The sequence below is a fragment of the Faecalibacterium prausnitzii genome (assembly GCF_003324185.1).
In the GTDB taxonomy this organism is placed as follows: Bacteria; Bacillota; Clostridia; order Oscillospirales; family Ruminococcaceae; genus Faecalibacterium; species Faecalibacterium prausnitzii.
Genome location: NZ_PXUP01000015.1, coordinates 1 through 13,343, shown reverse-complemented (window position 1 = coordinate 13,343; position 13,343 = coordinate 1). Strand labels below are relative to the sequence as shown.

At 60.7% G+C, this 13,343-nt stretch carries 14 protein-coding genes; 11 read left to right on the top strand and 3 right to left on the bottom strand.

The genetic code is table 11. The annotated features are described in order from the left end of the window. Positions 1 to 261: 261 nt before the first annotated feature. Positions 262 to 672: a NifB/NifX family molybdenum-iron cluster-binding protein gene (locus tag C7J97_RS10670; protein ID WP_113992563.1), complete on the bottom strand. Its 411-nt coding sequence runs from the start codon at positions 670 to 672 to the stop codon at positions 262 to 264. Between the two features lie 182 nt (positions 673 to 854). On the opposite strand from C7J97_RS10670, the gene C7J97_RS10665 reads away from it, so the two are divergent. Beyond that, positions 855 to 1,646 carry a YoaK family protein gene (locus C7J97_RS10665; RefSeq protein ID WP_112120961.1) on the top strand — a complete coding sequence of 264 codons (792 nt, stop codon included), beginning with the start codon at positions 855 to 857 and terminating at the stop codon, positions 1,644 to 1,646. Between the two features lie 145 nt (positions 1,647 to 1,791). On the opposite strand, the gene C7J97_RS10660 is transcribed toward C7J97_RS10665, so the two are convergent. After that, positions 1,792 to 2,703 carry a LysR family transcriptional regulator gene (locus C7J97_RS10660; RefSeq protein WP_015537486.1) on the bottom strand — a complete coding sequence of 304 codons (912 nt, stop codon included), beginning with the start codon at positions 2,701 to 2,703 and terminating at the stop codon, positions 1,792 to 1,794. A gap of 251 nt (positions 2,704 to 2,954) precedes the next feature. Here C7J97_RS10660 and C7J97_RS10655 point away from each other — a divergent pair, with 251 nt between their 5' ends. Together C7J97_RS10655 and pyrB are read left to right on the top strand one after the other, a co-directional pair. Further along, entirely contained in the window at positions 2,955 to 4,265 is a 1,311-nt protein-coding gene (locus C7J97_RS10655; protein WP_439711670.1) for an adenylosuccinate synthase, read from the top strand. Further along, positions 4,262 to 5,212 (top strand): aspartate carbamoyltransferase, encoded by a 951-nt coding sequence (gene pyrB, locus C7J97_RS10650; RefSeq protein WP_170126663.1) that lies wholly within the window; start codon positions 4,262 to 4,264, stop codon positions 5,210 to 5,212. The genes C7J97_RS10655 and pyrB overlap by 4 nt, the downstream gene beginning before the upstream one ends. Positions 5,213 to 5,296: 84 nt before the next feature. On the opposite strand, the gene C7J97_RS10645 is transcribed toward pyrB, so the two are convergent. After that, on the bottom strand, positions 5,297 to 5,479 hold the full coding sequence (locus C7J97_RS10645) for a hypothetical protein (RefSeq protein ID WP_005920766.1): 183 nt from the start codon (positions 5,477 to 5,479) through the stop codon (positions 5,297 to 5,299). 113 nt (positions 5,480 to 5,592) lie between these two features. Between C7J97_RS10645 and C7J97_RS10640 the strand changes: the two genes are divergently transcribed. The 8 genes from C7J97_RS10640 to C7J97_RS10605 all read left to right on the top strand — a co-directional run bounded on the left by C7J97_RS10640 (position 5,593) and on the right by C7J97_RS10605 (position 13,242). Beyond that, positions 5,593 to 6,531 (top strand): ribonuclease Z, encoded by a 939-nt coding sequence (locus tag C7J97_RS10640; RefSeq protein ID WP_113992561.1) that lies wholly within the window; start codon positions 5,593 to 5,595, stop codon positions 6,529 to 6,531. Further along, entirely contained in the window at positions 6,528 to 7,850 is a 1,323-nt protein-coding gene (locus C7J97_RS10635) for a CCA tRNA nucleotidyltransferase (RefSeq protein WP_113992560.1), read from the top strand. Before C7J97_RS10640 ends, C7J97_RS10635 begins: the two co-directional genes overlap by 4 nt. A 68-nt stretch (positions 7,851 to 7,918) precedes the next feature. Then, positions 7,919 to 9,022 (top strand): tRNA 2-thiouridine(34) synthase MnmA, encoded by a 1,104-nt coding sequence (mnmA, locus tag C7J97_RS10630; RefSeq protein ID WP_113992559.1) that lies wholly within the window; start codon positions 7,919 to 7,921, stop codon positions 9,020 to 9,022. A gap of 10 nt (positions 9,023 to 9,032) precedes the next feature. Then, positions 9,033 to 9,803 (top strand): tRNA threonylcarbamoyladenosine dehydratase, encoded by a 771-nt coding sequence (locus C7J97_RS10625; protein ID WP_113992558.1) that lies wholly within the window; start codon positions 9,033 to 9,035, stop codon positions 9,801 to 9,803. A gap of 301 nt (positions 9,804 to 10,104) precedes the next feature. Beyond that, positions 10,105 to 10,992, top strand: a complete 888-nt coding sequence (locus tag C7J97_RS10620; RefSeq protein WP_097779234.1) for a putative manganese transporter — start codon at positions 10,105 to 10,107, stop codon at positions 10,990 to 10,992. A 138-nt stretch (positions 10,993 to 11,130) separates the two neighbouring features. Further along, complete coding sequence (locus C7J97_RS10615) at positions 11,131 to 12,024, top strand: HAD family hydrolase (protein ID WP_242983500.1); 894 nt, start codon at positions 11,131 to 11,133, stop codon at positions 12,022 to 12,024. Further along, positions 12,021 to 12,509, top strand: a complete 489-nt coding sequence (locus C7J97_RS10610; protein ID WP_113992556.1) for a DNA-deoxyinosine glycosylase — start codon at positions 12,021 to 12,023, stop codon at positions 12,507 to 12,509. Before C7J97_RS10615 ends, C7J97_RS10610 begins: the two co-directional genes overlap by 4 nt. 103 nt (positions 12,510 to 12,612) lie before the next feature. Further along, positions 12,613 to 13,242, top strand: coding sequence for a 5-bromo-4-chloroindolyl phosphate hydrolysis family protein (locus C7J97_RS10605; protein WP_113992555.1), 630 nt, complete (start codon positions 12,613 to 12,615; stop codon positions 13,240 to 13,242). Positions 13,243 to 13,343 lie beyond the last annotated feature (101 nt).

Here is a 13,343-nt window from a genome sequence, read left to right as displayed (position 1 = left end):
AAGGAGCACTCTTCTCAGGATGGTGCAAAGCTTTTGATTTCAGTAAAGAAAATTTAGCACGCTGACCCGCAGTGCCGCGCTTTCGCAGAAAGCGGCGCTGCGAATGCCGTTTTCAGCCACGACCCACCTGTGAAAATGGAATACCGGAGCGTCCGCAGACGCTCCGGTATTCCGAAATTATAAATATTTTTTCCTTAGCTTATGCCCAGAGCGCAAGCGGAGGGCATTCAAAATCGTCCAGCCCGGAAAGCGGAACGGCTCTTAATGGCAATTGCCGGTGCAGCCGCCCTTGTCGGCGTGGCAGGCGTGAGAGCCGCAGCTGTGGCCCTCCTCGTGGTCGTGGTGGGTGCAGCGGGCGTTGGGGTCAAAGACCAGCGTGCCGGCAAGATAAGCCGCCGCAGCGCTGTCGGCGTCGCCGGTAATGCCGCCGCACAGCCGGATGCCGGCCTGTGCCAGCGCCATCTGTGCCCCGCCGCCAATGCCGCCGCACAGCAGCACATTTACGCCGTTGCGCACCAGAAAGCCCACCAGTGCACCGTGGCCTTGCCCGTCGGTGGAGACCACCTCGGCACCGGTGATGCGGCCCTCCTCGGCGGTGTACAGCTTGAACTGCGCAGAGTGGCCGAAGTGCTGGAACACCTGACCGTTTTCGTAGGGAATTGCGATCTTCATAATAAGAGCTCCTTCCTGTATGCAATATTCTCTTTCCCTATTCTAACAGATTGCGGTGAAATAGGGAAGGACACCCGCGCTTTTTGTGCCTTTTGGAGCGGAAAACATAGCCGGTATGTAAAAATGATATCAGAAACTGCTGCAAAATGTATTATAATAGAGCCCGAAAAGAGGGTACAAGTATGAAAACAAAGCATCACGGGCAAATGTCCGAGTCCTTTCTTACGGCGGTGTTCCTTTCGCTGTCCGGCGGCTTGCAGGATGCCTACACCTATCTGTTCCGGGGCAAGGTGTTTGCCAATGCCCAGACCGGCAATATCGTGCTGCTGAGCACCAATATCATGGATGGCCGGTGGGATAAGGTGCTGCACTATCTGGTGCCGTTGTGCGCCTTTGCGCTGGGGGTTCTGGCTGCGGAAAAAATGCGGGAGCACTTTCAGGCGATGCAGCGGCTGCACTGGCGGCAGCTGGTGGTGCTGGGCGAGGTGCTGCTGCTGTTCGCGGTGGGCTTTCTGCCGCAATCGCAGAACCTGCTGGCCAACGCCATTGTTTCCTTCTCCTGCGCCATGCAGGTACAGGCTTTCCGCAAGGTGAACGGCTACGCCTTTGCCAGTACCATGTGCATCGGCGACCTGCGCAGCGGCGTGGAGGCCTTTTGCATCTGGCGCAAGTCCCATGAACCCCACGCAAAGGATAGGATGGTGCGCTACTTCGGCATCATATTCCTGTTCGCGTTGGGGGCAGGGCTGGGCAGCAAGAGCGCGGCGCAGCTGGGCGGCAGAGCCATCTGGCTCTCCTGTTGCTTTTTGCTGGTCAGCTTTACGCTGATGTTCATCCGGGAGGAACTGGAAGAGAACCCGGTCATCGAAAAAGACCTGACCGCCATCCGGCAGGAGACCCGGGAGATCGACCGCACCCTGAAGCAGGAGCTGCAGGAGGAGCAGCGGGAGCTGACGCAGAGCGCCCGGAAATAACAAAAAAGGGGCTGTTGCACATCATTGGTGCAGCAGCCCTTTTTGGCTGAAAGCTGTCGGAACAAAAGGCTTCCCCCGACCGGGGGAAGCCTTTTGTAGAAACCGTTAGGATTGCAGTCGTGTAATAACGCCCGGAGTATTGGTTTTATTTACGCTCTGCGCTCCGTGTCCCGGCCTTGGTCAGCAGCTGCTGGAATTTCCGGGCGGCGGTGTTCAGCGGGCGGTGATGGTCGTAGACAAGGCAGATGGAGCGGGAGGGGATGATCTCCTGCAAGTGCAGCTGTACCAGCTCTCCGCTGGCCAGCAGGGGTGCTGCCATGGGCTCTGGCATAAAGGCCAGTCCCAACTCGCTTTTGACCAGCGTGAGCATCTGGTCGGTGGTGGCGGCCTCGGTGTCAGGTTTCAGCACTGCGTCATGTTCCAGAAAGAATTGCCGGTAAAAGCTGCGGGTCATGCTCTCCTCGTTCAGGCAGATCAGGGGATAACCGGCCAGTTCCTTCAGGCTCAGGGTCTGGCTGGCCAGCGCCGTAAAGGTCTTTCCGCCCACAAGGACTTCATAAAAGGGCATCAGCTCTACCATTTTCAGCCCGTTTTCCACCTCTGCGGGGGTGGTCACGATGGCAAAATCTACCTCGCCGTTGCGTACCGCCTGCACCGCCTGCGGAGTGGAGTGGTTGGAGATGCGCAGCCGGATGCCCGGGTACTCTGTATGGAAAGCGCGCAGCTTTTCGGACAGGTAGATGTTCAAAGCGGTCTCGGTGGTGCTGATGCTGATGGCACCGTGCTCCAGCGTGGCGGTGGCGCTCAGTTCCTCCTCGGCATCCTGTATCTGCACCGCTGCTGAGGCAATGCGGGAATACAGCAGCTCTCCCTCCGGCGTTAAGGTGACGCCCCGGTTGGAGCGGATGAACAGCACGCAGTTCAGCTGGCTTTCCAGCCGGTTCATGGCGTGGGTGATGTTGGGCTGATTATTGCCCAGCACCCGCGCCGCGCGGGTAAAGTTCTGATACTTTGCCACATAGTAAAAGATTTTGTAGTATTCCCAGTCCACATACATAGGTGCGGCCCTCTTTCCTGTCGGGCTTCCGGCGCGGCCAGCGGCAGAAGCGGCTTTATGCTCTTCTTGTATCATAGCACGGCGCGCCGGAATTGCAAGCGCTTTTTACGGCTTGGCTGTGCCGGATGCGGGCAGCAGCCTCTGCAATGTAAAAAACATATTGCTGCTATACACAGGATACTTTTTACATATTCTCTGCACGCTCGTATAATAGACACCGCGAACAGGAAACAAGAATGAAAAGAAGGTAAATGAAGTTTATGCTGACCGCTGTTACTGGAATCAACTGGGGCGATGAGGGCAAGGGCCGCGTCATCGACCTGCTGGCCGAAAATGCCGATATCGTTGCGCGCTATCAGGGCGGCAACAATGCCGGTCATACCGTTGTGACCGAGAAGGGCAAGTTCATCCTGAACCTGCTGCCCTCCGGCATCCTGCACCCGGAGGTGACCTGCGTGCTGGGCACCGGTATGGTGATCGACCTCGAGCATCTGGCCGGAGAGATGGAGGCCATTGAAGCGCGCGGCGTAAAGGTGGAGCCGGAGAACCTGAAGCTCTCCGATAAAGCTACCATCTCCATGCCGTGGCACAAGGTACAGGACGGGCTGGAAGAGGACCGCCTTGCCAAAAAGGGCGGCGCGTTCGGCTCTACCCGGCGCGGCATTGCTTACGCTTACAGCGACAAGTACCGCAAAAAGACCCTGCGGCTGGGTGACCTTTTGCATCTGGACGAGGAGCGCACCCAGAACCGTCTGCACATGATCCTGGACGCCAAAAACATGGAGCTGGCGGGCTGCTATCATCAGGAGCCCATGAGCTACGATGCCCTGCTGAACTGGTGCAGGCAGCAGGCTGCGTACTTTGCGCCCTTCATCTGTGATGTAGGCGCTTTCTTGCAGCAGGCGCACGACAGCGGCAAGCGCATCGTACTGGAAGCGCAGCTGGGCGCAATGCGGGATATCGACTACGGCATCTTCCCGTTCACTTCCAGCTCCAACACGCTGGCAGCCTACGCGCCGCTGGGTGCGGGCATCCCCAACTGCAAGCTTGACCATGTGGTGGGCGTGCTGAAAGCCTACTCCACCTGTGTGGGCGCTGGCCCCTTTGCAGCAGAGAATGCAATGGACGAAGCGTGGAACGAAAAGCTGCGCAAGGCCGGCGGCGAGTACGGCGCAGCCACCGGACGTCCCCGCCGGGTGGGTCCTTTTGACTGCGTTGCCAGCCGCTATGGCCTGCAATGTCAGGGTGCGGATAAGATCGCGCTGACCAAGCTGGACGTGCTGAGCAGCATGAAGCAGATCCCGGTCATCACCGGTTACAAGCTGGACGGCGTGGAAGTCCCCCGCTTCGACACCCTGTCCGACCTTGACCGTGTGCAGCCGGTGGTCACGCTGCTGCCCGGCTGGAACAAGGATATCTCCGGCTGCCGCAGCTGGGCAGAGCTGCCCAAGGAAGCCAAGGCCTATGTGGAGTTCCTTGAAAAGCAGCTGGGGCACGAGATTCAGTTCGTTTCCACCGGCGCCGAGCGCGAAAAGTTTGTGCTGAAGGGAGAATGGCTGTGAGACATTTTATTGAGCCCGGCAGCTTTTCTCTGGCTGAGCAGCTGGCACTGCTCGACCTTGCCGACCGGATGGAGGCTGACCCCGCGCCCTACGCCCACCTGTGTGACGGCCGCATTCTGGCCACTTTGTTCTACGAGCCCAGCACCCGCACCCGCCTTTCCTTCGAGTCGGCCATGCTGCGGCTGGGCGGCAAGACGCTGGGCTTTGCCGGGGCGCAGCTTTCCAGCGCCAGCAAGGGCGAAACGGTGGCTGATACCGCCCGCGTGGTGAGCAACTATGCAGACGTCATTGCCATGCGCCACCCCAAGGAGGGCGCACCGCTGCGGGCGTCCATGTATGCGCGTGTGCCCGTCATCAATGCAGGCGATGGCGGCCACGCCCACCCCTCCCAGACCATGATCGACCTGATGACCATTCGCCAGCGCAAAGGGCGGCTGGATCATTTGACCATCGGTTTCTGCGGCGACCTCAAGTTCGGCCGGACGGTGCACTCCCTCACCGCCGCGCTGAGCCAGTTCGAGGGCAACCGGTTCGTGTTCATCTCGCCCGAGGAACTGCGCATCCCGCAGTACGTCAAGGACGAGACCCTGACCCCGCTGCACCAGAACTACAAGGAGACCGCCGACCTTGAGGCCGAGTTGCCCGGGCTGGACGTGCTGTATATGACCCGCATCCAGCAGGAGCGCTTTTTCAACGAAGAGGACTATCTGCGGTTGAAAGGCTGCTATGCGCTGGACGAAAAGCTGCTGCAGCTGGCACCGCCCACCATGCCGGTGCTGCATCCGCTCCCCCGCATCGACGAGATCAAGCCGGACGTGGACAACGACCCCCGCGCCGCTTATTTCGATCAGGTGCATAACGGTGTGTATATCCGCATGGCCATTATACTGGCGCTGCTGGGCATCCCCGACCCGCTGACCGGGAAAAAGGTACTGGAAAGTATATAAGTTGTGAACAGGGCTGCTGCACAAAGTAACGTGCAGCAGCCCTGTTTTTGCGTCTGGTGATTCATGAAATGAAAATTTTTCCCGCTACCCCCGCAGCGGCGGGTCGGGCACAAAAATCATGGTGCCCCGGGCAGAAAAAAGCAGCTGCGGCATCATGCAGCTGTACCCCAGCCACAGCACCGCCAGAATGCACAGCACCAAAAGCACCCTGCGCAAAAGCACCGGATGCCGGGCGGGGGAATAGCGTTTTCTGCGGTCACGCTGCATAGGCTGTGCCCTCCTTTTTCAAGGCTTTGCCCAGTTTATGCCGCGGCAGAAAGAATTGTGCACCGGCGGGGTTTGTGGTAAGATAACAGGGAAGAACCACGGAGGAACTGCTTATGCTGACCATTACACTGCTGGGCACGGCTGCCACCATGCCGCTGCCGGAGCGCGCCCTGACCGCCGCTGTGGCGGAGTGCGGCGGGCACAGCCTGCTGCTGGACTGCGGCGAGGGCACCCAGACCGCCGCCCGCCGCGCCGGGGTGAACCTGATGCGCGCAGACGCTATCTGCCTGACCCACTACCACGGAGACCATATCTTTGGTCTGCCCGGGCTTTTGCAGACCCTTGGGGCGCAGGGGCGCACCCGTCCGCTGGTGCTGCTGGGGCCGGAGGGGCTTTTGGAGGTCTGGCGGGCAGTGTATGCCCTGACCGGGCCGCTGCCCTACGCAGTAAAGCCGCTGGTCTGCCGCGCCGGGCAGCCTGTGGCGCTGGATGCTCTTTCGGATGGATGGCTCGCCGGGGCAACGCTGCTGCCGGTGGCAACAAAGCACCGGGTGCGCAGTCTGGGCTACCGGCTGGACTTGCCCCGGGCAGGCAGGTTCGACCCGGAAAAGGCGCGGGCACTGGGCGTACCGGTGACCCAGTGGCGGCTTTTGCAGCGGGGACAGGCTGTCCCGCTGGCAGAGCGTATGGTGCAGCCCGCCGAGGTGCTGGGCGCGCCCCGCAAGGGGCTGCGGTTCGTCTTTTCCGGCGACAGTGCGCCCTGCCCGGCGCTGGAACAGGCAGCGCAGGGGGCAGACCTGCTGCTCTGCGATGCCACCTATGCCCTGCCGGAGCAGCAGGAGCAGGCCGCGCAGTGGGGGCACAGCACCTTTGGTCAAAGCGCGGCGCTGGCAGCAAAGGCTGGTGTAAAGCGGCTGTGGCTGGTGCACTATTCCCCCATGATCACCGACCCGGAGGAGCATCTTGCACAGGCGCAAAGCATCTTCCCGGCGGCAGAATGTGGTTTTGACGGCAAACGCATCACCCTGCATTACGAGGAGAACGAGGAATGAAGCTGACACTTGACCCCGGGGCAGCTGCCCTGCTGGACGCCCTGCACGCGGCGGGCTACGCAGCCTATGCCGTAGGCGGCTGCGTGCGGGACAGTCTTTTGGGACGCACCGCCCACGACTGGGACCTGTGCACCAGTGCCCTGCCGCAGCAGGTGATGGAGTTGTTCGGGACAGAGCAGTGCATCCCCACCGGCTTGCAGCACGGTACGGTCACCATCAAATACGGCGGGCAGCTGTACGAGACCACCACCTTCCGCACCGAGGGCAGCTATACCGATGGCCGTCACCCGGACGCGGTGCAGTTCGTACCGGACGTGCGGGAGGACCTTGCCCGGCGGGATTTTACCATCAACGCCATGGCGTATAATGAAGCCGAGGGGCTGGTAGACCCCTTTGGCGGGCAGGCAGATTTGCAAAACGGTCTGCTGCGGGCGGTGGGGGAGCCACAGCAGCGGTTTACTGAGGATGCACTGCGTATCCTGCGGCTGTACCGCTTTGCCGCAAGGTTCGGCTTTGCACTGGACGCAGCCACCGCCCGGGCGGCGCGGCAGATGGCACTGCACTTAGACTGCATCTCTGCCGAGCGCATTCAGGAGGAACTGGCAAAGCTGCTGGCTGCCCCGCAGCCGGGGGCGTATCTGGAACCCGCCGTGCTGGCTGTGGTGCTGCCGGAGCTGACCCCGGCGGCGCTTGAAGCCGCAAAGCCGGTGGTGGATGCCTGCCCGGCAGGGGAGGAAAACCTGCCGGTGCGCTGGGCTGCGCTGCTGGGCACTCTGGGCGAGGCCGATACCCGCCGGGTGCTCAAGCGGCTGCGCCGCTCCAACGCCTGCATCGAGGAGACCGCCGTGCTGGTGCGGGAAACGGCAGGGGAGGGCGTGTGCGGGAGCTTTCTCCTCGGACACGAATCGGGCCATTCCATCGCCCGCCCTACTGCCTGCGGCAGCAGGGTCCCACCCCAGCGGACGGTCCTCGGAGAAACTCCCGCACACGCGGGAGAGGTTGCCATCCGGCGGCTTTTAGGCCGATACGGGCTGTGCACCGTGGAGCGGCTGTGTGCGCTGTGCGCGGCGCTGCACCCGCAAGCTGCCTCGGAGTGCGCCCTTGCGGCGCAGCGGGCACGGCAGCTGGAGGCTGACGGCGTATGCTGCCGGGTGAGCCAGCTGGCGGTGAACGGACGCGACCTGATGGCGGCGGGCATCCCGGCAGGGCCTGCGCTGCGCCGGGTGCTGGAGACGCTGCTGGACGGCGTGATACGCGCAGAGTACCCCAACGAAAAACCGGCACTGCTGGCTGCGGCGCAGAAAATTATAGCGTCTTGACAAGCGGTTTATGCTGCGGTAGTATTATACTACTGCTTTAGTATGTTGAACCCATAAAAGGAGAACCTATGACCACTCAGAACCCTGCAAACCGTCCCCGCGCCCTCATTGCCATGAGCGGCGGCGTGGACAGCTCGGTGGCGGCCTGTCTGATGCAGCAGGCAGGCTACGACTGCACCGGCATCACCATGCGGCTTACCCACAACGAAACGCTGGGACAGTCCGGCTACCAGACCTGCTGCTCGGAAAAGGATATCGAGGACGCCGCCGAGGTGGCCTTTGCGCTGGATATGCCGTATCAGGTGCTGGATTTCACCGCCGATTTCCGGGCGCAGATCATTGAAAAGTTTATCCGCGTCTACGAGGCGGGCGGCACCCCCAACCCCTGCATCGACTGCAATAAATATATGAAGTTCCGCCACCTGCTGGACTGGGCGGAAGAACACGGCATGGAGTATGTGGTCACCGGCCACTACGCCCGGGTGGAGCAGGATGCAGCCACCGGCCACTGGCTGCTGAAAAAGGGCTTGGACGAGGGCAAGGATCAGAGCTATGTGCTGTATAACCTCACGCAGGAGCAGCTGGCACATATCCGCCTGCCGCTGGGGGCGCTGCACAAGACCGAGGTGCGAAAGATCGCGCAGGAGCACAGCTTTATCAACGCCCAAAAGCACGACAGTCAGGATATCTGCTTTGTGCCGGACGGCGATTATGCCCGCTTTATGGAGCAGTTTACCGGCAAGCACTACCCCGCCGGAGATTTTCTGGATCAGAGCGGCAAGGTGGTGGGTACCCACAGCGGCGCAGTGCGCTACACGCTGGGGCAGCGCAAGGGGCTTGGCCTTGCGCTGGGTGCGCCGGTGTACGTCTGCGGCAAGGATATGCAGGCCAATACCGTCACCGTCGGGCCGGAAAGCGAGCTGTTCGACCGCATCGTTTACGCAGAGGATGTGAACTGGATCGCCATTCCGGCGCTGACCGAGCCGCTGCGGGTCACCGCCCGCACCCGGTATCATCAGGCCGAGCAGCAGGCCACCGTCTACCCCGCAGAGAACGGTTTCCGGTTGGAATTCGACCAGCCTCAGCGTGCCCCCACCCCGGGGCAGGCTGCCGTGCTGTATCAGGGCGATGTGGTGCTGGGCGGCGGCACCATCACCCGCGTAGAAAAGTAAGGAGAACAAAATGCAGGATCAGTATTCCCGTACCCAGCTGCTGCTGGGTGCAGAGGCTATGGAAAAGCTGCACCACGCCCGGGTGGCAGTGTTTGGCATTGGCGGTGTGGGCGGCTATACGGTGGAGGCACTGGCACGCAGCGGCGTGGGCGCACTGGATCTGATCGATGACGATAAGGTCTGCCTGACCAATCTCAACCGTCAGATCATCGCCACCCGCAGCACGGTAGGGCAGTATAAGGTGGATGTGGCAGAACAGCGCATCCACGATATCGACCCCAACATCAAGGTGACCACCCACCGGTGCTTCTTTGGCCCGGAGACGCAGGACGACTTCGACTTTACCCAGTACGACTATGTGGTGGACGCCATCGACACCGTTACCGGCAAGCTGGCGCTGGTGATGAAGTGCAAGGAGGCGGGTACGCCCATCATCTGCTCCATGGGCGCAGGCAACAAGATGGACCCCACCCGCTTTGAGGTGACCGATATCTACAAGACCTCGGTCTGCCCGCTGGCCAAGGTGATGCGTACCGAGTGCCGCAAGCGCAAGATCAAGCACCTGAAGGTGGTCTACTCCAAGGAGCCTGTCATGACTCCCATCGAGGATGACTCCATCAGCTGCAAGAACTACTGCATCTGTCCCCCGGGCACCCAGCGCAAGTGCACCGCACGGCGCACTGTGCCGGGATCCAACGCCTTTGTACCCTCGGTGGCCGGTCTGATCATCGGCGGCGAGGTCGTCAAGGACCTCGTGGGCTTTGTACCGCTGAAGGGGTAAAACAGACCGCAGCATCCTTGCTGCGTGGGACGATTTGGAATGCGCTCCGCGTTGCTCTGCGCATCATCAGCGAAAGAACGATTTGAAATTTTGAGGTTCTGAAAAGCCCGCGGGCTTTTCAGAACCTCTTTTTCACGCTTTTTTACGCGCTGCAATGTTCCATAACATAAAATTGCAACCAATTTGCAATTTGGTATTGCAATTGGGAAGGATATCGTGTATAATCTTCCCTGCACGAAAATGCAAACTGATTGCAAATTGTTGAGAGACGACCCCCTGCGGGTCTTTGGAGCGATTATTTATGGAATTGTTTTTGGATGTTCTGGGCGAAACCTTGGTGGATACCGCCAAGATGCTGCCCTTTCTGTTTCTGGCCTACCTGCTGATCGAGTATATCGAGCACCGCCACGGCGAGCGCATCGAGGCGCTGCTGGCGGGCGGCGGGCGCTGGGGTGCTGTGCCGGGTGCGGTACTGGGCTGTGTGCCGCAGTGCGGCTTCTCCGCCATTGCGTCCAACTTCTACGCCTCCCGGGTCATCACGCTGGGCACGCTGATGGCGGTGTACCTTGCCACCAGCGACGAAGCGATCCCGCTGCTGGTGTCCATGCCCGCTTACTGGGATAAGCTGGCCGTCCTGATGGTCATCAAGGTGGTGTACGCCATTGTGGTGGGCTTTGTGCTGGATTTTGTGCTGCGGGGCGTGCTGCCCAAGGGGCTGCGGGGCGGCTACACCGGCCATGCGGACGAGGTGGACTGCCACGAGGAGCACAATGATGCCGAGGGCAACGAAAAGCCCATCTGGCAGGCGGCGCTGCGCCATACGCTGGAGATCTTTGTGTTCATCTTCGCCTTCAGTCTGGTGTTCGGCATGATCGTGGAGGGCGTGGGCGAGGACGTATTCGCCGAAATGCTGGGCGGCATGGGCTTCTTCCAGCCGGTGGTAGCGGCTCTGGTGGGCTTGATCCCCAACTGCGCCGCCAGCGTGCTGCTGACCCAGCTGTATGTGGAGGGTGCGCTGCGCTTTTCCAGCCTTGTGGCGGGTCTGTGCACCGGTGCGGGTGTGGGCTTGGCTGTGCTGTGGCGCGCTAATCCCTCGTGGAAGCAGAACCTCTTCATCACCGGCCTGACATGGGCTGCCGGTGCCTTTGTGGGCGTGGCGATGCAGGTGGTCGTGGCGGTGTTTGCCTGATAAGGAAAGATATTTTGAATTTCGGGACAGTGGGATGCCTGCGGGTATTCTGCTGTCCCATTTTTCTTTTCTCCCTCTCCCGCTGGACTTTGAAATGTGTTATACTGGGAGAAAACGATGCACACAGGAGAGATGACCATGCAATATAAGATTCTGGCAAGCGATTACGACAACACGCTGATGCCCTTTGGGGAAGCAAAGCCCCGCCCGGCGGTGGTAAAGGCGGTAAAAAAGCTGCAAGCCGCCGGGGGTAAGTTTGTGCTCAGCACCGGCCGCTCCTACCCGGGTATCCGGGATAAAAACCAGCTGGGCGGCATCCGGTACGACTACGCCATTACCTGCAACGGTGCCTGCGTGGTGGACGGGCAGGGCAACGTGATAGCCGAACATCCGCTTACCAGCGAGGAGATGTATGTGCTGGTGGATTTTTGTGAGGATTATAACTACCCGCTGCAATTCAACTTCCGGGATGCCTATTACGCCTACTGCGAGTACGAGTATCTGCACACCGGCTATCAGATGATGAATAGCCCCGGGCTGGACTGCGTGGACGGCGAGGATCAGGACAGGCATCTTTTGGATATGCCCCACGCCGCCTTTGCCGCCATGCCGCCGCAGGAAGTGGAGCGCTTCCACGAAAAATACGGCTACCTTGGCCTGCACTGGATGCAGACGGGCGCGCAGAACGCGGACGGCTACTGCTACTACGATATCGTGCGCGGCGGCATGGATAAGGGCGTAGGGCTTGCCGACCTGTGTGCACAGATGGGGCTTACGCTGGCAGATGCCGTGGCTGTGGGTGATTCTGCCAACGATGTGGGAATGCTGAAAGTCGCGGGCCTGAGTGCCTGCATGGCAAACGGCACCCCGGACGCCAAGGCCGCTGCCGACCGGATCATCGGGGACGTGCGGGAGGACGGCGTGGCGGCGCTGATCGAGGAGCTGTGGTTCGACGGCCCCCGCGCGGAGCCCTCCGGCAAGGACTTTGGCTCTGCATGGGGCAATATTGAAAGCGCAGGCGGCAGCTTATGAGCTTTGCACCGGTGTACGATGACCGCAGCCGGGCGCTGATCTTGGGCACATGGCCCAGCCCCAAAAGCCGGGAGATGGCCTTTTACTACGGCCATCCGCAAAACCGGTTCTGGCCGCTGCTGGCGGCGTTGACCGGGGAGCCGCTGCCCGTGCGGGAGGATATCGCCGCCAAAAAGCAGTTGCTTTTGCGCCACGGGCTGGCGCTGTGGGATACGCTGGAAAGCTGCACCATCACCGGCGCATCGGATGCCTCCATCCGGGATGTGGTGCCCAACGATATCGCCGGGCTGCTGCGCAAAGCGCCCATCCGGGCGGTGTTCTGCAACGGTGCCACAGCTTACCGTATCTACACAAAATATCAGCAGCCGCTTACCGGCATCCCGGCTGTCCGTCTGCCAAGTACAAGCCCCGCAAACGCCGCCTGCAGCCCCGCCCGGCTGGAGGAGATTTGGGGCGCTGCGCTGGCGGACTGGATCGTAAAATGATGACAAGGCTGTAAATTCTTTTGCGGGATACTTGCGTTTTTTTGCGGACGTTGTATTATGGATATCATAAGGGGCGCACTGCCCCGGACAAGGAGAAATGACCATGAGCAAGATCATCCGCACCCAAAAGCCCAGCGTGCTGCCTTTTTACGCTATGGCGCTGGTGTTTGTGGTGCTGTGCGCGGTGCTGCCGGTATACAAATTATGGGCGCTGCTGGTGGCGCTGGGCGGTGCCGCCGTGGCCTTTGGTGTGGCAAAAAAGACCTGCCCGCCCCGGGTGGTGGAGCACGAGGTACCCTTCCACACCGGTGTGGAGGATGTGGACCAGATGCTGACCGATATCCAGCAGAAGCTGGACACCCTGCACGCACTGAACGAGGCTTTGCCCGATCCGCAGCTGTCTGCCGCCATGACCCGCATGGAAAAGGCGGGACGCTCCATCGTGGAATCCGTGGAAGCAAACCCCGCCAAGGCAAAGCAGGTGCGCCGGTTTGCCAACTACTATCTGCCGGACGCCGTAAACGTTTTGCAGCAGTACGCAAAGCTTGCAAAGCAGGGTGTGCGGGGCGAGAACGCCGCCGCCATCCGCGCCGAGGTGGAGCACAACGCCGCCTCCATTGCCACGGCTTTTGAAAACCAGCTGGATGCCCTGTACGCGGCAGAGAGCATGGACCTGTCCGCAGACCTGACCGTTTTGCAGAATATGCTGAAAGGACAGGGTCTGAGCAAGTAAAACCAGAATATCCCTTCGGGATTTTGAAAGGAAGGAATCACTTATGGCTGACAATACTCTGAACTTTGATCTGGATGCCCCCGCAGTGCCCACCCTGACGC

Bases quoted from the DNA above. Each gene is read 5' to 3' on its own strand.
- C7J97_RS10660 (WP_015537486.1), bottom strand. From the start codon at position 2,703: ATGTATGTGGACTGGGAATACTACAAAATCTTTTACTATGTGGCAAAG.
- C7J97_RS10655 (WP_439711670.1), top strand. From the start codon at position 2,955: ATGAAGTTTATGCTGACCGCTGTTACTGGAATCAACTGGGGCGATGAG.
- C7J97_RS10620 (WP_097779234.1), top strand. From the start codon at position 10,105: ATGGAATTGTTTTTGGATGTTCTGGGCGAAACCTTGGTGGATACCGCC.
- C7J97_RS10645 (WP_005920766.1), bottom strand. From the start codon at position 5,479: ATGCAGCGTGACCGCAGAAAACGCTATTCCCCCGCCCGGCATCCGGTG.
- C7J97_RS10635 (WP_113992560.1), top strand. From the start codon at position 6,528: ATGAAGCTGACACTTGACCCCGGGGCAGCTGCCCTGCTGGACGCCCTG.
- C7J97_RS10610 (WP_113992556.1), top strand. From the start codon at position 12,021: ATGAGCTTTGCACCGGTGTACGATGACCGCAGCCGGGCGCTGATCTTG.
- C7J97_RS10605 (WP_113992555.1), top strand. From the start codon at position 12,613: ATGAGCAAGATCATCCGCACCCAAAAGCCCAGCGTGCTGCCTTTTTAC.
- C7J97_RS10615 (WP_242983500.1), top strand. From the start codon at position 11,131: ATGCAATATAAGATTCTGGCAAGCGATTACGACAACACGCTGATGCCC.
- C7J97_RS10640 (WP_113992561.1), top strand. From the start codon at position 5,593: ATGCTGACCATTACACTGCTGGGCACGGCTGCCACCATGCCGCTGCCG.
- C7J97_RS10625 (WP_113992558.1), top strand. From the start codon at position 9,033: ATGCAGGATCAGTATTCCCGTACCCAGCTGCTGCTGGGTGCAGAGGCT.
- C7J97_RS10670 (WP_113992563.1), bottom strand. From the start codon at position 672: ATGAAGATCGCAATTCCCTACGAAAACGGTCAGGTGTTCCAGCACTTC.
- mnmA (WP_113992559.1), top strand. From the start codon at position 7,919: ATGACCACTCAGAACCCTGCAAACCGTCCCCGCGCCCTCATTGCCATG.
- C7J97_RS10665 (WP_112120961.1), top strand. From the start codon at position 855: ATGAAAACAAAGCATCACGGGCAAATGTCCGAGTCCTTTCTTACGGCG.